Source organism: Pseudarthrobacter scleromae (assembly GCF_014644515.1).
GTDB classification, from domain to species: Bacteria; Actinomycetota; Actinomycetes; order Actinomycetales; family Micrococcaceae; genus Arthrobacter; species Arthrobacter scleromae.
Window position 1 is genome coordinate 64,089 of sequence record NZ_BMKV01000007.1, and the last position, 20,672, is coordinate 84,760.

Below are 20,672 nucleotides of genomic sequence, written 5' to 3' on the forward strand. Positions count from 1 at the left end.
GCGATACCTGCCCTGATTGCGTTGCCGGCCCTGGCTCGGAGCTGCTCACACCTCCAGCATAGATTCGTGGAATACGCCTTGCGCCGGTCCTGCCGGGATTCTGTTGCGCCCTTCGATCCGCACCGGGTGTGATGCGCGCCCCAAGGTGGCGTAGCCTGAATTCATGAGTGTCCAGCTTGGCATGCCGCAGCCACGGGAGGAAGCAGACGCACCCCTGCCGTCAGTCCCTGCCGCCCGCCCCGGAAATGCGCCGGCCGGGCTCGCGGACCGTTACGGCCGGCGGGCGACGGACATGAGGCTGTCCTTGACGGACAAATGCAACCTGCGCTGCACCTACTGCATGCCGGCGGAGGGCCTGGAGTGGCTTTCGAAGCAGGCCGTGATGACCGCTGAGGAGATCGTCCGCATCGTCGGCATCGGGGTCGGGCAACTGGGGGTCCGCGAGCTGCGGCTGACCGGCGGCGAACCGCTGGTCCGGCACGACCTTGTGGACATCATTGCCGCCCTGCGCAGCAACCACCCGGACCTGCCGATATCCATGACCACCAACGGCGTTGGCCTGGCGAAGAAGGCTGCCGCCCTGAAGGCCGCCGGGCTGACCCGGATCAATGTGTCCCTTGACTCGCTGCACGAGGAAACCTTCACCCAGCTGACCCGCAGGCCCTTCCTGGACCAGGTGCTGGCGGGAGTGGACGCCGCGTGGGCCGCGGGTCTTGGGCCGGTCAAGCTCAACGCGGTGCTGATGCGTGGAATCAACGACGCCGAGGCGCCATCGTTGCTGGACTGGGCGCTCGGCCGCGGCTATGAGCTTCGATTCATCGAGCAGATGCCGCTGGATGCCGACCACGGCTGGACACGGCGGAACATGATTACGGCTGCCGAGATCCGCCAACTGCTCTCCGCTGACTTTGTCCTCAGCGCCGATCCCCGGGCCCGTGATGGTGCGCCGGCGGAACGTTTTGAAGTACGACGGCGGACGGCGGGGTCCGATGGCGGGTCCGGTCCGGTGCTGGGAACCGTGGGAATCATTGCGTCCGTGACGGAACCCTTCTGCTCCGACTGCCGCCGGACCCGGATCACGGCAGAGGGCAAGATCATGAGCTGCCTCTTTTCCCGCGAGGAGTTCGATTTGCTGGGACTGCTGCGCTCGGGGGCAAGCGATGCAGCCCTCGCCCAGCGGTGGCAGGACGCAATGTGGCTCAAGCCGAAGGCCCACGGAATGGACCACGTGGGACTTGATGCTCCGGACTTCGTCCAGCCGGACCGCAGCATGAGCGCCATCGGGGGCTGAATCTCATGGACGTACGTTACTTCGCTGCCGCACGCGCTGCTGCCGGCCTGGAGGAAGAGAGCTTCCACCTGGCGGAGGGCGCCACCGTTGCGGACCTTCTGGAGGCTGTCCTGGCCGTGCAGCGCCCTGAACCTCCGGCCGGCACTCCCCCGCTGCCACGTATTCTCTCCCGGAGCAGCTTCCTCCTTAATGAAGTGGCGGTGCGTGACCACTCAGTTGTGTTAAAAGCGGACGACGTGGTGGACGTTTTGCCTCCCTTCGCCGGGGGGTAAGGAACGCCTGTCCGGCCGGTCCAGGGCGCGGGGAGTCACTCAGCTGGTACGCCGGGATCACGCCTGTACCGGGAGGTCATGAAGGGCTTGTATAAGGCTGTTGCCCCGTCAGCTGCGCTTCGGTCACGGAGATCCGTGCCAGCAGAATCATCCCGGCGGAGTTCGGCGACGTCAAAGAGGACTCCGCCTGTGACGCGCAGGGTGTGGCGGATGGAACCCGCTCCGGCGTGGCGCTCCACCTGGAGGTCCCCGTCATGCCAGGTGCAGCGCACGGGGGCATCCGGGGCGGGGTTCACGCTGTCGACGTAGTACCAGAGGACATCCCGGCGGACGGGATCGACCGTGAAGATGCCGTGGCCCTCGAAGTGGCTTCCATCCGATTCTGTGTGACGGTAGCTCTGCACCACGGCTGAGCCTCCGGCAACCAGGGTGAACGTCATTTCGGCGTCCACGGTCCGTTCCGCGCCCCAGGGGCCGGACTCGAGCCGTGTGGTCCCCCGCCACCGGCCCAGCAGGTTCGCCAGGGCCGGGTGGCCATGATCGGTGCGGGGCCGGTCCATGTTTCGTCCTCCCCTAACCCGGGCAATGACCTGCCCTCACGGGTTCATCCTAAGCCTGGGGCCCGTAAGTCAGAAGCCGAAAGTTTCAGTCTCCTCGAACGGTCCCACCACGGTCACGGTCCGGGGTGCAGCAGCCAGTTCGGCCGCGAGTTCCTGGACCTGTTCGGCGGTGACAGCCTTGATCAGGCGCAGCGTTTCGTCGATGTCCTGGTATTCGCCGGAGACGAGCTCGGCGCGGCCCAGCCGTGACATCCGGGAACCTGTGTCCTCCAGCGCCAGCACGATTCCGCCACCCAGCTGGCCCACGGCCTTGCGGAGCTCGTCCTCGGAAATCCCGTGCTCCGCCAGTTTGTCCAGCTCAACAGCCAGCAGCTCCAGGACCTGCCGCACCTTCGACGGTGTGCACCCCGCGTACATGCCGAAATAGCCGGCATCAGCGTAGGAGGACGCGAAGGAGTACGTGGAGTACACGAGCCCCCGCTTCTCCCGGATCTCCTGGAACAGGCGTGAGGACATGCCCCCACCCAGCACGGCATTCAGGACGCTCATGACGTAGCGCCTCTGGTCCGTGGCCACGATGGTGGGGCAGCCCATGATGATGTTGGCCTGTTCCACGGCGCGCTTGACCACGTGCAGGCCTGCCGTCCCCGTGATGAGGGCGCGGTCGGTGGACCTGCGTTCCACCGGCGCGGCGTCGGTCTTCAGCGACCAGCCGGCCGATTCGAGGGCATCCACCACGAGGTTGCAGACGACGTCGTGGTCCAATCCCCCGGCTGCAGTGATGACCAGCTCATCCGGCCGGTAGTACCGCTGGTAGTGTTCCCACACCGAGTCGCGGGCCACGGCCCTGATGGCGTCGGGGGTGCCGCCGATGGGGCGGCCCAGGGGGTGGCTGCCAAGCACGGCCGCCACAAAGTGCTCATGGGCGACGTCGGTGGGGTCATCGCTGTCCATCGCGATTTCCTCCAGGATGACATCGCGTTCCTGCTCCATCTCAGCGGGGTCCAGGACAGCTCCGGTGATCATGTCCGCGATGACGTCAATGGCCATGGGCAGGTCAGTATCCAGGACACGCGCGAAGTAGCACGTGCTTTCCTTCGCCGTAGCCGCGTTTGACTCGCCGCCCACCTCGTCGAAAGCCGAAGCGATCTCCAGCGCGGTTCGGCGCCTGGTGCCCTTGAACAGGAGGTGCTCCAGGAAGTGGGTGGAGCCGTGCTGTCCCGGTGCCTCATCCCGCGAACCGACGCCCACCCAGAAACCAATGGTGGCCGACCGCTGCCCGGGCATCGCCTCGGTGAGTACCCGCACTCCCCCGGGCAGCACCGAGCGCCGGACTTCGGAGCCGCCGTCGGAACCGTGGACCAGGGTGTCGCCGGGGTGGTTCTGCTCAAGCGGCAGGGGTACAACAGTCATTGAGGCCTTTCAAAAGGGGCAGCCGGGATCTGGCTGCCATCGTAACAGCGGCGGGGCCGGTGGATCATCCACCGGCCCCGCCGATTCATACTTCAACCTGCAGGCCGTGCCCGCAAGGCGGAATGCTAGACGTCAGCGCCTTCAGCAGGTTCCGTGGCGTGGGCACGCTCGGTCTCATCCGCGGCGCCCTCTTCCTCGGCAACTACGGGGGCGAGCGAGAGCTTTCCACGGTCGTCGATCTTGGTGATTTCCACCTGGACCTTCTGGCCGACAGAGACGACGTCGTCGACGTTGTCCACGCGCTTGCCGTTGGCCAGCTTGCGCAGTTCGGAGATGTGCAGGAGGCCGTCCTTGCCCGGGGTCAGCGAAACGAAGGCACCGAAGGTGGTGGTCTTGACGACCGTACCCAGGTAGCGCTCGCCGATTTCCGGGACCTGCGGGTTGGCGATGGCGTTGATGGCGGAGCGTGCTGCCTCGGCAGACGGACCGTTGGTGGCGCCAATGTAGACCGTGCCGTCGTCCTCGATGGAGATGTCGGCGCCGGTGTCCTCCTGGATCTGGTTGATCATCTTGCCCTTGGGGCCGATGACCTCGCCGATCTTGTCCACGGGGATCTTCACGGCGATGACGCGCGGCGCGAACTCGGAGAGCTCATCCGGGGTGTCAATGGCGGAGTCGATGACCTCGAGGATGTGCAGGCGGGCCTCGCGGGCCTGCTTCAGGGCTGCTGCCAGCACTGACGCGGGGATGCCGTCGAGCTTGGTGTCCAGCTGGATGGCCGTGACGAACTCGGACGTGCCGGCTACCTTGAAGTCCATGTCACCGAAGGCGTCTTCGGCGCCGAGGATATCGGTCAGGGCCGCGTAGCGGGTCTGGCCGTCAACCTGGTCGGACACCAGGCCCATGGCAATACCGGCGACGGCGGCCTTCAGGGGCACACCGGCGTTCAGCATGGACAGGGTGGAGGCGCAGACGGAACCCATGGACGTCGAACCGTTGGAGCTGAGAGCCTCAGACACCTGGCGGATGGCGTACGGGAACTCCTCGCGGGACGGCAGGACCGGTACGAGCGCGCGCTCTGCCAGGGCACCGTGGCCGATTTCGCGGCGCTTGGGCGAACCGACGCGGCCGGTCTCGCCGGTGGAGTACGGCGGGAAGTTGTAGTTGTGCATGTAGCGCTTGGTCTTGACCGGTGACAGCGAGTCGATCTGCTGTTCCATCTTCAGCATGTTCAGCGTGGTGACACCCATGATCTGGGTCTCGCCGCGCTCGAAGATGGCCGAGCCGTGGACGCGCGGCAGGACCTCAACCTCGGCGGTGAGCTGGCGGATGTCCGTCAGGCCACGGCCGTCGATGCGGATCTGGTCCTTGAGGATGCGCTGGCGCACAACGTGCTTGGTGACCGAGCGGAACGCTGCGGACAGCTCCTTCTCGCGGCCTTCGAACTGGCCGGCCAGGGAGGAGGTGACCTCGTCCTTCAGGGCGTCGGAAGCGTTGTCGCGCTCCTGCTTGTCAGCGATCTGGAAGACAGCGGTGAGCTTCTCAGCGGCAGCGGCCTCAACGGCGGCGTAGACGTCGTCCTCGTAGTCGAGGAAGACCGGGAACTCGACGGTCGGCTTGGCTGCACGGGCGGCGAGGTCGGCCTGGGCGTCGCATAGTGCCTTGATGAACGGCTTCGCAGCCTCAAGGCCCTCGGAGACAACCTCTTCGGTGGGGGCGGTGGCGCCCTGTTCCTTGATGAGGTTCCAGGAGTTGTCCGTGGCTTCGGCTTCCACCATCATGATGGCGACGTCGTCACCGGCGATGCGGCCGGCAACAACCATGTTGAACACGGAGTTTTCCAGCTGGGAGTGCTTGGGGAAAGCAACCCACTGTGAACCGTTTTCGTCGGCAACCAGGGCTACGCGGACGCCGCCGATGGGGCCGGAGAACGGCAGGCCGGAAAGCTGGGTGGACATGGAGGAGGCGTTGATGGCCACCACGTCGTAGAGCTCGTCCGGGTTGATGGCCAGGACGGTCACCACGATCTGGACCTCGTTGCGCAGGCCCTTAATGAAGGCGGGGCGCAGCGGGCGGTCCATCAGGCGGCAGGCCAGGATGGCTTCGGTGGACGGACGTCCTTCGCGGCGGAAGAACGAGCCCGGGATGCGGCCGGCAGCGTACATGCGCTCTTCGACGTCGACCGTCAGCGGGAAGAAGTCGAAGCCTTCACGCGGGTGCTTGCCGGCGGTGGTGGCGGACAGCAGTGCGGTGTCGTCGTCGATGTACACCATTGCCGCGCCGGCTGCCTGCTTGGCAAGGCGGCCGGTTTCAAAGCGGATGACCCGCTGGCCGAATCGGCCGTTGTCAATGACTGCTTCTGAGAACTGGATTTCGGGACCCTCCAAGAGAGTCACCTCCGTTTCTGTTTTTACGGAAGTCCAGCCGCATCAACCCAGCCAGCATCTGTCTACTGGCCCTGCACCCGGTCATCGATCGAGACCCACGGGCCGGGGCTTCCGTCAAGGAAGCCGTTCCCGGGGATCACTACCGAGGACCGCGAATGCGTGATGCGGTTGATCCTCCTGTTTAGTTATTCAGGTGAAGAAGGCGGCCCGTTCCACGGAGGGAAGGGCCGCCCCAAAGTGTGACTAGCGGCGCAGGCCGAGGCGCTCGATGAGCGAACGGTAGCGGGCGATGTCAGTCTTCTTGAGGTAGCTCAGCATGCGCTTGCGACGACCAACCATGGCCAGCAGACCGCGCTGGGTGTGGTAGTCGTGCTTGTGCTCCTTCATGTGCTCAGTCAGATCCTTGATCCGCTGGGTCAGGACTGCAACCTGGACCTCGGGTGAACCGGTGTCACCTTCGCCGGTTGCGTATTCCTTGATGATGGACTGCTTTACAGCGGCGTCAAGTGCCACAATATCTCCTTGGGATGTGCCGTGAGGGCCCAGGTCAGTACTTCACTGCCGGGTCTGCTGCCGCGGCGGGCAACCGGAAACCGGTCAGCGCCGTACGCAACAGGAACCAGCCGCCACGGACTGCAGCCGGATCCATCGTTCAGTTTACCGGCCGGTGCCTAATCTTGTCGAAACAGTGCCCGCGTTATGCCTGGAGGCGGTTCCGCATTGCCTCCATGCCCTGCAGGACCTCCCGGAAACTGGTGCTCAACGGGGAGAGGCCCACGCGGATGCCGTGCGGAGCTCGGAAGTCCGGAATGACGTCCCCGTCCCAGAGCGCCTCCACGGTTGCCTTGGTGAATTCGGGGTGGTCCACAGTGATGTGGCTGCCCCGCCGGGCGGGATCGCGCGGCGTGGCCAGCTCCGCCCCGAGGGGAGCCAGCAGGGCGTCAAAAACCTCGACGGCGAAGGCCGTCAGCTTCTCCGATTTCTCCCGGATGGCTGCCATGGACGCTTCCTCGATCAGGTCAAGGGTGCCCTGCATGGCGATCATTCCGAGGATGGCGGGCGTTCCGCTGAGGAAGCCGCGGATCCCGGCGGCCGGCTCGTATCCTGCAGCCATCTCAAAGGCGTCCTTGCGGCCCATCCACCCCCAGATCGGCTGGTTGAGCGACGGCAGGTGCCGGTGGTTCACGTAGGCAAACGCCGGCGACCCCGGTCCCCCGTTGAGGTATTTGTAGGTGCAGCCCGCGGCGAAGTCCACACCCGCCGCATCCAGCCCGATCTCCACCGACCCCGCGGAATGGCACAGGTCCCACACCACCAGCGCACCGGCGTCGTGCACTGCCGCCGTGATGGCGGGAAGGTCGGCCAGGTGGCCGGAACGGTAGGCGATCTGGCTGAGGAGGACGACGGCGGTGCGTGGCCCGGTTGCCTGCCGCACCTGCTCAACGGTTACCCCGGCGGCCGGATCCGCCTGGATCCAGCGGAGGGTCAGCCCCTCTTCCAGCGCTATGCCTTCCACCAGGTAGCGGTCCGTGGGAAAGTTTTCGGTGTCCAGGACCAGCTCGTTGCGCTCGGGGTCGGCCACAGCCGCGAGGGCGGCACGGATCAGCTTGTACAGCACCACGGTGGTGGAGTCCGCAATGATGGTCTGGCCGGGAGCCGCTCCCAGCACTGCCCGGCCCAGCTGGTCACCGATGGCCTGGGGCATCGCGAGCCAGTGTTCATCCCAGCTGCGGATGAGGCGGCCTCCCCATTCTTCGCGGATGAAGGCGGCGACGTCGTCGGCGGTCCGGTTGAGGGGCCGGCCCAGGGAGTTGCCGTCCAGGTAGGACACGGGGGTGTCCGAGCCGATGAAGTGGTGGCGGTAGTGGGCCAGCGGATCATGGCTGTCCAGCTCTTCCGCGCGCTGCTGCAAAGTCATGGCTGCCTTTCCGTGGACCGGCTGGTGGTTGGTGTCCGTGCGGAAGGTCCCCTGGTGCGTGCTCATTGGCCGATTTCCGTCCGGACTGCGAACAGTTCGGGGAAGAACGTCAGTTCCAGGGCCTTCTGCAGGAAGGCCGCGCCGCTCGAGCCGCCGGTGCCCGCTTTCATGCCGATGGTCCGCTGGACCGTCCGGAGGTGGCGGAACCGCCACAGCTGGAAATTGTCCTCAAGGTCCACCAGCTCCTCGCAGGCCTCGTACGCGCCCCAGTTGGCTGCGGCATTCTCGTAGATGTGCTTGAACAGTGGCACCAGTTCCGGTGTGTACTCGTGGGCCCTGGTCACGTCCCGCTGGAGGACCGACGCCGGAACGTCGAAGCCCTGCCGGGCGAGGTAGGCCAGGAATTCGTCGTAGATGCTGGGGGCTGCCAGCAGTTCCTCCAGCATGGCGTGCGCTTCCGGGTCCGACTCGAACACCGGGAGCATCTTGCGGTTCTTGTTGCCCAGTACGAACTCAACCGCCCGGTACTGGCTCGACTGGAAGCCCGAGGAGTTGCCCAGGAAGCCGCGGAACTGGGAATACTCGGTGGGGGTCAGCGTGGCCAGGACCGACCACTGCTCGGTCAGGGTCTTCTGGATGTGTTTGACCCGGGCAATGCCCTTCAGCGCTGATCCGAGGTCATCGGCCCGGAGCCACGCCGCGGCGCTGCGCAGTTCATGCAGGACCAGCTTGAGCCACAGCTCGGTGGTCTGGTGCTGGATGATGAAGAGCATTTCATCGTGGTGCTCGGGCTCACTGACCGGCTGCTGCGCGCTGAGGAGGGTTGGCAGCTGGAGGTAGGAGGAGTAGCTCATCCGTGAGCTGAAGTCGCGGACGATGCCTTTGTCCAGCTTCCGGGTGTTCTTGTCGACGGACACGGTGCTGCCTTTCCCTGGTGGGCGCCCCTAGCGCCTGGCCAGCAGCTCGTGTGCCTGGACGACGTCCAGGCGCATCTGCTCCACGAGTGCTTCCGGCCCACGGTAGGCCACCATGCCCCGGAGGCGGGCAACGAATTCCACAACTACTGTCTGGCCGTACAGATCGAAATCTTCCACGTCCTCTTTTGGCCGGTCGATCACGTGGGCTTCCACTTGGCGGCTGACGCCGTCGAACGTGGGGTTTGAGCCCACGGAAATAGCCGCGGGCCACCGGGTCCCTGCCTGGTCCACCAGCCATCCGGCGTAAATGCCGTCGGCAGGAATCAGTCCACTGGCGTTGCTGGCCAGGTTGGCGGTGGGGAATCCGAGCGCACGGCCGCGTGCGGCGCCGTGGACAACCTCGCCACGCATCCGGTGCGGACGTCCCAGGACAGCGGAGGCCGTTGCAACGTCACCCTCCTGCAGGGCTTCCCGCACCCAGGTGGAGGAACATCGGCGGTCCGTGCCGTCGTCGTCATGCAGGGGGTAGCCCTCGGAGCCGAACTCGCTGATCACCTGCACCTCGAACCCGAACTTCCGGCCGAGCTCCTTCATGGTGTCCAGGTCCCCGGAATTGCCGCGGCCGAAGCGTACATCGTGGCCGATCACAACGTGGCCGGCATGCAGGCAGTCCACCAGGTACTGCTCCACGAAGTCCTCGGGGGTGAGGCTGGCCAGGTCCAGCGAGTACTTCATGACCAGGATGGCGTCCAGGCCCAACTCCCCCAGCGCCTCCAGCTTGTCCTGCAAACCCATGATCAGCTCAGGCGCGGACTCGGGACGGTGGACCTGGGCAGGGTGCGGGTCGAAGGTGACCACAACCGCTTTGGACCTTGTGATCCGGGCCGTGCGGATCAGTTCGGACAGCACCTGCTGGTGCCCCCGGTGAACGCCGTCGAAGTTCCCGATGGTGACCACAGATGGGCCGAAGTCCGCCGGGACCTCGGACGGATCGTTCCAGATGTAGACCATCACCCTCGCCTTAACCGCTTGCAAGTATCAATGTTCGGGCCTGGTACCGGCCGCGGAACTCTCTAAGATTACCCGCATTCGGGGGCCCGTCCGGACGCCGGGAACGGCACGGGCCGGGCGGTTACTTTTCCGCTGCCGCTGCCGGCCGCTCGTCCGGAGCCGGTGCGGCGAACAGGCGGATGAGCCCGTCCACTTCCTGCGCGGCAGTTGCAGGATGCCGGAAATGCTGGTGCGGCCGGATGGTGTAGTGGGTCCTGCGCCCCACCCTTGCCCGCTGGAGGTATCCCGCACTTTCAAGGTCCTTGAGGATCTGGAGGGCGGCCCGGGTGGTGATGCCCACCCGCTCGGCGATGTCTGCCACCAGGATGTCCGGATCCGCTGCCACGGACAGCAGGACGTGCCCGTGGTTGGTGAGGAAGGTCCAGGCGGGCCGGGCGGGCCCGCCTGGACGTGGAGCTTCCTGGCCGCTGCCGATGGAACTTTCAGCCGTCATGGATGCTCCGTTGTTTCGGGGTTATGGATAGTTGGTCCTGCTTGGTTCCCGGCGGCGCCACAGCGGTTCAAGGGCTGCCATCTCCTCGGGTGATGCTGTCCCGAACGGAGCACGCTCCGGCGCGGGAAGCGGCCGGCGGCCCTGGCCGCGCGTTGCCCACAGGCTGGCTGCCACCGATACGAGGAGGATCGCGGCAATGACGGCCAGGGAAACGGGCGTGGGGATGTAGTAGATGTCGATCTTCAGGAACATCTTAATGCCCACCCAGATCAGGACGAGCGCCAGGCCGGTCTTGAGGTAGATGAACCGGTGGATAAGGTCCGCCAGGAGGAAGTACATGGCCCGAAGGCCCAGGATGGCGAACGCGTTTGCGGTGAACACCAGGAACACGTCATCGGTGACGGCGAAGATCGCGGGGATGGAGTCAACGGCGAAGATGATGTCCGTGACCTCAACGAGGACCAGGACCGCCAGCAGCGGGGTGGCCAGGAGGACGCCGTGCCGCCGGATGAGGAACCGCTGCTCGTGGAAATCATTGGTCATGGGTACGTGCCGGCGGAACAGCTTCAACGCCCGGGACTTTTCCGGGTCCAGGTGGTCGTCCCGGTGCCGGATCATCCGGTAGCCGGTAACAAGAAGGAACGCCGCGAAAATGTAGAGCACCCACCCTGCGCTGGCGATGATGGCGGCGCCTGCGGCGATGAAGATGCCCCGGAACACCAGGGCGCCCAGGACACCGAAGAAAAGGACCCGGTGCTGGTACTCCCGGGGCACCGCGAAGTAGGTGAAGATGATGGCCCAGATGAAGACGTTGTCCACGGCGAGGGACTTCTCGATCAGGTAGCCGGCAAAATATTGCTGGCCGAACTCCGCGCCGTAAACCTGCCAGACCAGCACGCCGAAGCCGACACCGAAGGCCACCCAGACCGCGGACCACAATGCTGCCTCCCGCACCCCGATCACATGGGCTTTGCGGTGCGCGAAGAGGTCAAGGGCAAGCATCAGGACAATGAAAAGAAGTACGGCCAGCCAGGCCCAGAGGGGAACGTTCATCAGGGGGAACCTGCTTCCAGTCAGATGTACCAACTGGAGGTCTTTCCCGGCTCCCTGCGGGAGCCTGCCCCGCCGGGCCGCTCAGGGGCGGTCGGACTGACGACGAGGCATTCGGGGGATACTCCCCTCCACATGAAATAGTGAAGCATATTTCATGTGTTTCGGCAAGGGCGCGCCAGTCCGGGAGGAAAGTTCCTCAGGCGGAGGTCCGTGCCCCCGGGCGCCGGCGGTACAGCCACACCAGCCCCAAAATGGGCAGCAGCAGCGGGATAAACGCATAGCCGCGGCCAAACAGCGACCAGACGGTTTCATGCGGGAACTGGACGGGGTCGAAGAGGCTCAGGGCACCCACCACCAGCACCCCGACAAGTTCCACCAGCACTGCGGCAACCGACACCTTGAACCAGGTGCTTCCGGCCTTGGCCAGTGAGACGGTGGCCACCACGTACACGACGGCGGCGAAGGCGGAGAGCAGGTACGCGAGCGGCGCCTCGGAGAACTTGGTGAGGATCTGGTAGCCCGCCCGCGCGGAGGCGGAAATCGCGAAGACGGCGTAGACGGCGATGAGCAGCCGCCCTGGGCCGGTGTTCCGGCTGTTGGAGGCGCTGCTGCCGGCGTGGTCCTGCCCGGCGGTTGTGGTGTGCTGGTCTTTCACGTTGCGTGCTTCTTCCACTTCAGTACCAGATCTGGTTCATGCGGGCCGCCATGACCAGCGCGGTTACGCCGACGGCGGCCAGGACAAAGTTGCTCCACCTGGTCCGTTCCAGGATGGACCAGTAGACGGCGGCCGGGGGCAGGAGCATGGCGGTGACCAGGTAGCCCCAGAACTCCCATGCCTCGCCGGCGATGGGCTCGCCGGCAACCACCCGGATGACGGATCCCACCAGGTAGACGAGGAGGGCGACCTCCACCGCGGCCACGGACAGGATCGTGACGTCGTTCGGCGCCTTCTTGAGGATGCCCGCCGCAAGGCACACCGCGGTGGACAGGAGCCCGACCACCAGGATGATGTAGAAATACGCGTCCACCGTCAGCCCTCCACGGGGTTGCGGACCGGCGGGGCGCCGTTGCCGGGAGCGAACACCAGGACGGGTTTGGCGAAGCTGCCCGCATCGGCCAGGAGTGCCACCAGGCTTCCGTCCGGCGCGAAAGCGGCTGCGGGGTGGTCGGCGGTGGCAGCGTCGGGGCTTCCGGGAACGGCGCCGGCGGCGATGCGCCGGCCAAAGGAGATCTCGGTGGTTTCTTCTGCGCTGAGCTCGCGGTTAGGCATCAGGGCCCGGGCAGCCTGAGACATGTCCAGGACGTTGAGCTCCTCGGCCAGCTGGTCCAGGGTGCGCGCCTGGTCCAGTGAGTAGGGGCCTACGTGGGTCCTGCGGAGCGCGGTGAGGTGTCCGCCTACCCCCAGTGCATTGCCCAGGTCCCGGGCGAGGGCGCGGATGTACGTGCCGGAGGAGCATTCCACGGTGACGTCCAGGTCCACGACGTCCGCCTCGGGGTCCCGCCGGATGGCGTGCACCTCGAACCTGTGGATGGTGACAGGGCGGGCGGCCAGTTTCACGTCTTCACCGGACCGCACGCGCGCGTAGGCGCGTTCCCCGTTGACTTTGATGGCGCTGACGCTGCTGGGCACCTGCTGGATGTCGCCCGTCAAGGCCGCAACGCCGTCGTGAATTCCCTGCTCACTGACCCCGGACGTGCCGGCCGCGGCAATGACGTCGCCTTCGGCGTCGTCCGTCACGGTGGACTGGCCCAGGCGGATGGTGGCGGTGTAGGTCTTGGAAGTGCCCACGATGTAGGTGAGCAGCCGGGTTGCCTTGTTGATACCCACCACCAGGACGCCGGTGGCCATAGGGTCAAGCGTTCCGGCGTGCCCTACTTTCCGGGTACCTGCGAGGCGCCGCATCCGGCCAACCACATCATGGCTGGTCCATCCCTGCGGCTTGTCCACTATCACCAGTCCAGAAAGCACGCCTCCCAGTATATCGGCGCTGGTCCCGGCCCCTGCCCACGCCCGGGCACCGGCACTCCGGAGGCGCTTCCAGCGCCAGCTAGGATGGCAGGCATGCCTGAGCTTGCCGCCCATGTCCGCGACGTGCCCGTCAACCAGATCCGCGAAATCACCGAGGCCGCGTGGCGCACCCCCGGCGCCCTGGTGCTCAGCATCGGCGAGCCGGGCTTTCCGGTCCCCCGGCATGTGCTGGAAGCAGCCATGGCGTGCCTGGACCGGGATGAGACGAATTACACTCCGAACGCCGGCATCCCGGCACTGCGGGAAGCGTTCGCGGCGCGGTTCCGTGAACGCGCCGGCATCAGCCCCGGCGGCATCGACAGCATCGGCGCCGACCGGGTGTACGTGGTGGACGGCGCCCAGCAGGGCCTGCACTTTGCCATGAGCCTGCTGCTCTCCCCCGGCGACGAAATCCTGGTCCCCAACCCCGGCTACCCCACCTTTGCGATGACCGCCCGGTTGCTGAACGCTGTCCCCGTGGGCTACCCGCTCTACCCGGACCACGGTTTCCAGCCCAGGCCCGCGGACATCGAGGCGCTCGTCACGGACCGCACGCGGGTACTGGTCCTGAACTCCCCCTCCAACCCGCTCGGCGCCGTGCTGGGCGAGGACCTGACCCGGGAACTGATGGATCTGGCCCGCCGTCACGATCTCTGGGTCATCTCCGACGAATGCTATGAGGCCTTCACCTACGATGTGCCGCACGTCAGCCCCGCAAGGTTCGACGGCGATGCGCCGGGTGACGCGCGCGTCTTCACCTCCCTGACCCTGTCCAAGACCTACGGGCTCACCGGGCTGCGCATCGGCGCGCTGATCTGCCCGCCGGGCATCAAGCAGAAGATGGACAATGTGATGGAGGCGATTGTCTCCTGCGTTGCTTCACCGTCCCAGTACGCTGCACTCGCTGCCCTGACCGGGCCGCAGGACTATGTGCAGCACGCACACGGGCACTACCGGGCGAACCGCGATGCGGCGTCCGCCGTGCTTGACGCGAAGGGAATTCCCTACCTCAAGGCGCAGGGGGCGTTCTATCTGTGGGCGGATGTCTCCCACGCCACCGGCGGGGACGTCCGCAGCTGGGTGCGGCGGTTCCTCGCAGACTCGGGTGTTGCCCTGGCCCCAGGGACTGCCTTCGGTTCCATCGGTGAAGGGTGGGTCCGGGTGGCCCTGTGCGGACGGCAGGAAGACCTGGTGGAGGGCCTGGGTAGTCTGCCGGACAGGGCTGATTAGGCCAGTGTCTGCCGGCTGCCGGGCCGGTCCCGGCAGGGTTAGTGCCGCCGGGGAGGGGCTAGTTTCCCTTTCCCGCCAGTGCCCCGTCCAACCACGAACGGAGTACCTCCGCGGGGGCCGCCCCAGCCTGGCGGGCGGCCACCTTGCCATCAACCATCACCATCAGCGTGGGAATTGCCTGTACATCGAATCTGCGCGACAGGCCCGGGGACTTGTCCACGTCCACTTTGACGAGCTTGATCCGGCCGGGCCGTTCCCTGGCCAGCTTGTCCAGCACCGGGCTCACCATCCGGCACGGGCCGCACCAGGCAGCCCAGAAGTCCACCATCACGGGAACGGGTGACTGCTCGGCGACGGCCGCGAAGTCACCATCCCCTGCGGCCACGATCCAGGGCAGGTCCGCTTTGCAGTTGCCGCAGCGCGGCCGGCCGGCCGCCTGGGCCGGGACCCTGTTGGTCTTTCCGCAGGCTGGACACGTGGTGAGTGCAGGTTCCATTCCTTAGTATTCCTTCCTGCCGGCGAAGTCCTCCCACGCCTGGAACGGCGCGTGCGACGACGGGATGTCGCTTCGGGTGACGGGCAACAGTTCCGGCCGGGTCCCGTCGAAGTACTCGTAGAAAACTGCGTCGTCGAAACCTGCGGCGGCGGCGCCGTGTCGGTCGGCGGCGAAGTAGACGCGGTCGATCCTTGCCCACAGTGCGGACGCCAGGCACAGCGGGCAGGGCTCGCAGCTCGCGTAGAGGACGGCTCCCTGCAGGTCATAGTTGGCTATCGCCGTTGCTGCGGCCCGGATGGCCACCACTTCGGCGTGGGCGGTGGGATCGTTATCCAGGGTTACGCGGTTGACGCCTTCATGCACCCGCCCGTCGGCAGTCACCACCAGCGCGCCGAACGGTCCTCCTCCTGCGCCGACGTTCCGGGTGGCCAGCTCCACAGCCTGCTCGAGGTACTTCGCGGTGTGGTCGGAGTCATTCGGCTCAGTCATAGCTAGATCCTAATCACTCAGGCTGCCGTTAGGGGGTGGAATTAGGGGGCTGATAGGGGGAAATCCCCGCGACATTCGTACTGTGCAGGAATAATCTGGCGCCGGGGGGTTCCGAATTTCTAGCCTCCTGCCGGGAGGCTCCTTATCCGCCACGTTAAGGCCCCAAACCGGAGTACCCAATGAAGATGAAATTTTCGATCGTCGCGTTGTTCGCTGCTGCGGCGACAGTTGTTCCTGCCGGGGCCGCAGCCGCGGTTTCCACCCTCGAGCACACAACGCCCCGGACGTTGGCTGAGGGCCTGACCGCGCCTTTGAGCCTTACCGTAACCTACGATAAATCCGTCCTGGTGTCCCAGAATTTCTCCGGTCTGCTCAGTCGCGTCAACGACGACGGCTCCACTACAGCCCTCTACCAGGGGGAACAGGGTTGGAGCGTCGGAGGCGTTGAAACCCGGCATGGCACGAGGTACTTCGTGGAGAACGCAGGCGCCGGGGAAGGTGATCCGGCCGCTCTCAAAGGTTACTTGAAGTCCCTCGACCCAGAGGGAGAGGTGCATACGCTTGCCGATCTCGCCAGCCATGAACGGGACAAGAACCCTGATGGCGCCCAGCACTACGGTTTTGGACCCGAGGTACCGGATTCATGCCTGGCCGAGTGGCCCGCCTTCCCGCCGGCCCGGTACCAGGGCGGCCTGGACTCGAATCCCTACGCCGTGGCAATACGGGGTGATAAGGCGTACATCGCGGATGCGGGAGCAAACGCAATCCTGGAAGTGGACCTGGAATCAGGGGACGTTGACACGCTGGCAGTCCTGCCGCCCCGGCCTGCAGTGATCCCCGCGGGGACCAGGATCCCCGTGGATATGGCTGGGACCACTGTAGAAGTTCCTGCGTGCGTGGTGGGGCACGAATACGCCTTTGAGCCTGTGCCGACGGACCTGGAGTTCGGCCCGGACGGCCGGCTGTACGTCACGTCACTTCCGGGTGGGCCTGAGGATCCTTCCCTGGGAGCCCGGGGTGCCATCTTCCGCGTGAACCCTTCCACCGGCAGCACCAAGGTGTGGGCGGAGGGCATCCTGAGCCCCACCGGCCTGGCCATTGCCGACGACGGCGACGTCTACGTGGCGTCCCTGTTCGGCAACGAGATCATTGAGTTTGATGCCTCCAGCCGCCACAGGTCACAGTTCCTCGCGATCGACGGCCCGGCTGCAGTGGAAATCCGCGGAAACTCGCTCTATGCCACGGCCGGTTTCAGTTTCGCTGATCCCACTCAGGGAAGTGTCATCAAAATAGGCCTGTAACGGGATAGGACAGTTAGCGGCACAACAGAAGGCCCGGACCGCATCGGCGGTCCGGGCCTTTTGTTGTGCTGACGGCTACTTGTGGCCGTCTTCGTCGAGTTCCCCATCGTCGCTGAGGTCAAGGTCCTCTTCGTCGAAGTCGTCCTCGTCGATGTCCACCTCTGCTGCAACGTCGCTCTTGTAGGGATCGGCGTCGCCGGCGTGCTGTGCCTTGGCGGCGAGGGCAGCCACCTCGGCGTCACGCTTCTTGGCCTCCCGCAGCAGTTCCTCGAGGTTGGAGGCAACCACGGGAATCTGGTCGGCCACGAATTCGAGGCTGGGAGTCAGCCGGACGGTGATGTTCCGGCCCACCTCCTGCCGAAGCACACCCTTGGCCTTCTCCAGCCCCTTGGCAGCATCGGCCTGCACGGCCTGGTCGCCAAAAACGGTGTAATAGACAGTGGCATGCTGCAGATCATTGGTCACCCGGGCATCGGTAACAGTAATGCCCTCCAACCGGGGATCCTTAACCTTCCGGCCCAGGGCCTCAGCAACAACAACCTTAATCCGCTGCGCCAACTTGGCAGCACGTGCCGGATCAGCCATGAACAACTCCTAAAAGAAGATAAATTTGGGCGGCGCACATCAGCGCCAATCGATTTGGTGACCGGGAGTGGCATCTAAGGAGATGGCCGAGGGCCCCGAGCCGAGCTTGCGAGGGTTGGGAAGGCCAGCTCCGCTGCCGAAGCTGGGTGGCCGACGTCGTAAGACGTTGGCCACCCAGCGAAGGGGCGGGGCCGCCGGAAAAATCCCAACGACCCCGCACCCTTTAAGGCTGGAACAGCCTAAACGCGCGGCTTCTCACGCATCTCGAAGGTCTCGATGATGTCACCTTCGTTGATGTCGTTGTACGAGCCAAGGCCGATACCACACTCGAAGTCCGTGCGGACCTCGGTGGCGTCGTCCTTGAAGCGCTTGAGCGTCTCAACGGTGAGGTTGTCACCGATGATCTTGCCGTCGCGGCTGATGCGTGCCTTGGTGTTACGGCGGATGATGCCCGAGCGGACGATCGAGCCTGCGATGTTTCCGAACTTGGAGGAGCGGAAGACTTCGCGGACCTCGGCGGTGCCCAGCTGGAATTCTTCGTATTCCGGCTTGAGCATGCCCTTGAGCGCCGCCTCGATGTCATCGATTGCGGAGTAGATGACGGAGTAGAAGCGCATGTCCACGCCTTCGCGGTCTGCCAGTTCGGCAACGCGCTCGGCAGGCTTGACGTTGAAGCCGATGATGACGGCGCTGTCCACTGTTGCCAGGTTGACGTCGTTCTGCGTGATGGCACCAACACCGCGGTGGATGACGCGCAGCTGCACGCCTTCGCCGACGTCGATCTTGAGCAGGGCGTCTTCGAGGGCTTCCACGGCACCGGACACGTCACCCTTGAGGATGAGGTTGAGGGTGTCGATCTTGCCGTCGGCCACTGCCTGGTCGAAGTCTTCCAGGCTGATGCGCTTGCGGCGCTTGGCCAGGGCGGCGTTGCGGTCGGCTGCTTCACGCTTCTCGGCGATCTGGCGGGCGGTGCGCTCGTCAGCGGTCACGAAGAAGGTGTCGCCTGCACGCGGGACGTTGGACAGACCCAGCACCTGCACGGGGCGGGACGGGCCGGCCTCGGTCAGGGCGCTGCCGTCGTCGTCGAACATTGCGCGGACGCGGCCGTGGGCCGTGCCTGCAACGATGGTGTCGCCGACGCGCAAGGTACCGGACTGCACCAGGACGGTGGCAACCGCTCCGCGGCCCTTGTCCAGGTTGGCTTCGATCGCGATACCGCGGGCGTCCTTGTTCGGGTTGGCGCGCATGTCCAGGGCAGCGTCCGCGGTGAGCAGGACGGCCTCGAGCAGCTCGTCGATGTTGAGGTTCTGGCGGGCAGAGACCTCAACGAACATGGTGTCGCCACCGTACTCTTCGGGAACCAGTCCGTACTCGGTCAGCTGGCCGCGGACCTTCTCCGGGTTGGCGCCTTCCTTGTCGATCTTGTTCACAGCCACGACGATCGGCACGTTGGCCGCCTGCGCGTGGTTGAGTGCTTCAACGGTCTGCGGCATAACGCCGTCGTCCGCTGCGACCACCAGGATGGCGATGTCGGTGACCTTCGCACCACGGGCACGCATGGCGGTGAACGCCTCGTGGCCCGGGGTATCGATGAAGGTGATCTTGCGGTCGTTGCCCTCGTGGTTGTGGGTGACCTGGTAGGCACCGATGTGCTGCGTGATGCCGCCGTGTTCGCCGGCCATGACGTCGGACTTGCGGATGGCATCGAGCAGGCGGGTCTTACCGTGGTCCACGTGGCCCATGACGGTGACAACCGGAGGACGGGCCTCAAGTTCTTCGTCGCCTTCGGCTTCGAGTTCGGCATCGAAGTCGATGTCGAACCCGGAGAGCAGCTCGCGCTCCTCGTCTTCCGGGGACACAACCTGGAGCTTGTAGCCAAGCTCCTCGCCCAGCAGGGCAAAGGTCTCTTCATCCAGCGACTGCGTGGCCGTGGCCATTTCACCGAGGTGGAAGAGGACGGTCACCAGCGCGGCGGGGTTTGCCTCGATCTTGTCGGCGAAGTCCGTGATGGACGAGCCGCGGCGCAGCCGGATGACAGTGTTGCCGTCGCCGCGGGGTACGCTCACGCCACCCAGCGACGGGGCACTCATCTGCTCAAGTTCCTGGCGCTTTGCACGCTTCGACTTGCGCTGCTTGCCACGTCCGGCGCCGCCCTTGCCGAAGGCACCCTGGGTACCGCCGCGACCGCGGCCGCCCTTGCCGAAGCCACCGCCGGCGGGAGCACCGCCGCCGCCACCGGGACCGCCGGTTCCGGGAGCGCCACCGGGGCGTCCGGGACCACGGCCACCGGCACCGGGACGCCCTGCACCTGCGGGTGCGGGACGCTCAGTGCGGTTGGGCATCATGCCCGGGGTAGGACGGTTTCCACCGGCACCACCGGGGCGCGGTGCGCCCGGACGGGGACCACCGGCACCTGCTGCGGGACGGGGACCGCCCGCGCCTGCTGCGGGGCGCGGACCTCCGGGACGGGGACCACCGGCACCTGCTGCGGGACGCGGACCACCGGGACGGTCGCCGTCGGTGCGGCTTCCACCCGGGCGGGGCATGCCCTGCGAGGTGGCAAACGGGTTGTTCCCGGGACGGGGAGCACGCTCGCCGTCGCCGCCGCGGCCGCGGGGCATGCCCTGGGACGTGGCGAAGGGGTTGTTGCCCGGACGGGGACCGCCGGGACGGGGAGCGGAGCCACCCTGCCCTGAGCCGCCGGAACGGGTAGGTGCAGCGGGAGTTTCAGCCTTGGGTGCCGGGCGTGCGCCGGGCTTCGCTCCAGTGGACGGAGCGGCCGGAGCCGGTGCAGCCGGAGCTGCGGGGGCGCTGGCAGCGGGCGCTGCCGGAGCAGCTGCCTGTGCCGGTGCTGCCGGAGCGGCGGCCGCGGGGGCCTCAGCCTTGGGGGCCGGGGCTTTCGGTGCTGCCGGTCCGGGTGCGGGTGTTGAGGGACGCGCCTCTGCCGCCGGGGCGGGCGCCTTGGGCGCTGCTGCCGGTGCTGCAGCCTTGGGCGCGGCGTCGGGGAAGGCGTTGCGCAGCTTGCGCACAACGGGGGCCTCAATGGTTGAAGAGGCAGAGCGAACGAATTCGCCCAGTTCCTGCAGTTTTGTCACTGCATCTTTGGAAGTAATACCGAGCTCTTTGGCGAGCTCATGTACGCGGACCTTGGCCACATTTCTCCTGTCTCGGTCCGCACCGAGCCAGGCACGAACCGTCTACTTCTTACTGCGGGCCCAAGCCGCAAATGCTGCAGAAGGGCCCATTGC

At 66.0% G+C, this 20,672-nt stretch carries 20 protein-coding genes; 4 read left to right on the forward strand and 16 right to left on the reverse strand.

The window, feature by feature from the left end:
* Positions 1 to 163 precede the first annotated feature (163 nt).
* Positions 164 to 1,291, forward strand: a complete 1,128-nt coding sequence (gene moaA / locus IEX33_RS16940; RefSeq protein ID WP_188732099.1) for a GTP 3',8-cyclase MoaA — start codon at positions 164 to 166, stop codon at positions 1,289 to 1,291.
* 5 nt (positions 1,292 to 1,296) lie between these two features.
* Entirely contained in the window at positions 1,297 to 1,563 is a 267-nt protein-coding gene (locus IEX33_RS16945; RefSeq protein ID WP_188732100.1) for a MoaD/ThiS family protein, read from the forward strand.
* Positions 1,564 to 1,598: 35 nt separating this feature from the next.
* Here the strand turns inward: IEX33_RS16945 and IEX33_RS16950 are convergent, their stop codons facing one another.
* From IEX33_RS16950 to truB, 12 genes are all read right to left on the reverse strand, one after another.
* A complete protein-coding gene (locus IEX33_RS16950) occupies positions 1,599 to 2,123 on the reverse strand; it encodes a DUF1579 family protein (protein WP_188732101.1) in 525 nt (174 codons plus the stop codon).
* A gap of 69 nt (positions 2,124 to 2,192) precedes the next feature.
* Positions 2,193 to 3,536, reverse strand: coding sequence for a M16 family metallopeptidase (locus IEX33_RS16955; RefSeq protein WP_188732102.1), 1,344 nt, complete (start codon positions 3,534 to 3,536; stop codon positions 2,193 to 2,195).
* Between the two features lie 125 nt (positions 3,537 to 3,661).
* Entirely contained in the window at positions 3,662 to 5,923 is a 2,262-nt protein-coding gene (locus tag IEX33_RS16960; RefSeq protein ID WP_188732199.1) for a polyribonucleotide nucleotidyltransferase, read from the reverse strand.
* Positions 5,924 to 6,166: 243 nt separating this feature from the next.
* A complete protein-coding gene (gene rpsO / locus IEX33_RS16965; RefSeq protein WP_013600532.1) occupies positions 6,167 to 6,436 on the reverse strand; it encodes a 30S ribosomal protein S15 in 270 nt (89 codons plus the stop codon).
* A gap of 184 nt (positions 6,437 to 6,620) precedes the next feature.
* Entirely contained in the window at positions 6,621 to 7,907 is a 1,287-nt protein-coding gene (kynU, locus tag IEX33_RS16970) for a kynureninase (RefSeq protein WP_377090179.1), read from the reverse strand.
* Entirely contained in the window at positions 7,904 to 8,758 is an 855-nt protein-coding gene (gene kynA, locus IEX33_RS16975) for a tryptophan 2,3-dioxygenase (protein WP_188732103.1), read from the reverse strand. Before kynA ends, kynU begins: the two co-directional genes overlap by 4 nt.
* A gap of 27 nt (positions 8,759 to 8,785) precedes the next feature.
* On the reverse strand, positions 8,786 to 9,769 hold the full coding sequence (locus IEX33_RS16980; RefSeq protein WP_188732104.1) for a bifunctional riboflavin kinase/FAD synthetase: 984 nt from the start codon (positions 9,767 to 9,769) through the stop codon (positions 8,786 to 8,788).
* Between the two features lie 121 nt (positions 9,770 to 9,890).
* The gene (locus tag IEX33_RS16985; RefSeq protein WP_188732105.1) at positions 9,891 to 10,262 is read right to left on the reverse strand and encodes a helix-turn-helix transcriptional regulator; all 372 of its coding nucleotides are present in this window, start codon (positions 10,260 to 10,262) and stop codon (positions 9,891 to 9,893) included.
* Positions 10,263 to 10,283: 21 nt separating this feature from the next.
* A complete protein-coding gene (locus IEX33_RS16990; protein ID WP_188732106.1) occupies positions 10,284 to 11,315 on the reverse strand; it encodes a TerC family protein in 1,032 nt (343 codons plus the stop codon).
* A 196-nt stretch (positions 11,316 to 11,511) separates the two neighbouring features.
* Positions 11,512 to 11,970: a hypothetical protein gene (locus tag IEX33_RS16995; RefSeq protein ID WP_188732107.1), complete on the reverse strand. Its 459-nt coding sequence runs from the start codon at positions 11,968 to 11,970 to the stop codon at positions 11,512 to 11,514.
* A gap of 19 nt (positions 11,971 to 11,989) precedes the next feature.
* Complete coding sequence (locus IEX33_RS17000; RefSeq protein ID WP_066274814.1) at positions 11,990 to 12,343, reverse strand: hypothetical protein; 354 nt, start codon at positions 12,341 to 12,343, stop codon at positions 11,990 to 11,992.
* A 2-nt stretch (positions 12,344 to 12,345) separates the two neighbouring features.
* A complete protein-coding gene (gene truB, locus IEX33_RS17005) occupies positions 12,346 to 13,284 on the reverse strand; it encodes a tRNA pseudouridine(55) synthase TruB (protein ID WP_188732108.1) in 939 nt (312 codons plus the stop codon).
* Between the two features lie 93 nt (positions 13,285 to 13,377).
* Here truB and IEX33_RS17010 point away from each other — a divergent pair, with 93 nt between their 5' ends.
* On the forward strand, positions 13,378 to 14,553 hold the full coding sequence (locus tag IEX33_RS17010; RefSeq protein WP_188732109.1) for a pyridoxal phosphate-dependent aminotransferase: 1,176 nt from the start codon (positions 13,378 to 13,380) through the stop codon (positions 14,551 to 14,553).
* Between the two features lie 58 nt (positions 14,554 to 14,611).
* On the opposite strand, the gene trxA is transcribed toward IEX33_RS17010, so the two are convergent.
* Positions 14,612 to 15,049, reverse strand: a complete 438-nt coding sequence (trxA, locus tag IEX33_RS17015) for a thioredoxin (protein WP_188732110.1) — start codon at positions 15,047 to 15,049, stop codon at positions 14,612 to 14,614.
* Positions 15,050 to 15,052: 3 nt separating this feature from the next.
* Complete coding sequence (locus tag IEX33_RS17020; RefSeq protein ID WP_188732111.1) at positions 15,053 to 15,538, reverse strand: nucleoside deaminase; 486 nt, start codon at positions 15,536 to 15,538, stop codon at positions 15,053 to 15,055.
* A 179-nt stretch (positions 15,539 to 15,717) separates the two neighbouring features.
* On the opposite strand from IEX33_RS17020, the gene IEX33_RS17025 reads away from it, so the two are divergent.
* Entirely contained in the window at positions 15,718 to 16,839 is a 1,122-nt protein-coding gene (locus IEX33_RS17025; RefSeq protein WP_188732112.1) for a ScyD/ScyE family protein, read from the forward strand.
* Between the two features lie 75 nt (positions 16,840 to 16,914).
* Here IEX33_RS17025 and rbfA read toward each other — a convergent pair whose 3' ends face one another.
* Positions 16,915 to 17,424: a 30S ribosome-binding factor RbfA gene (gene rbfA / locus IEX33_RS17030; protein ID WP_188732114.1), complete on the reverse strand. Its 510-nt coding sequence runs from the start codon at positions 17,422 to 17,424 to the stop codon at positions 16,915 to 16,917.
* Positions 17,425 to 17,663: 239 nt separating this feature from the next.
* Positions 17,664 to 20,579: a translation initiation factor IF-2 gene (infB, locus tag IEX33_RS17035; protein WP_188732116.1), complete on the reverse strand. Its 2,916-nt coding sequence runs from the start codon at positions 20,577 to 20,579 to the stop codon at positions 17,664 to 17,666.
* Positions 20,580 to 20,672 lie beyond the last annotated feature (93 nt).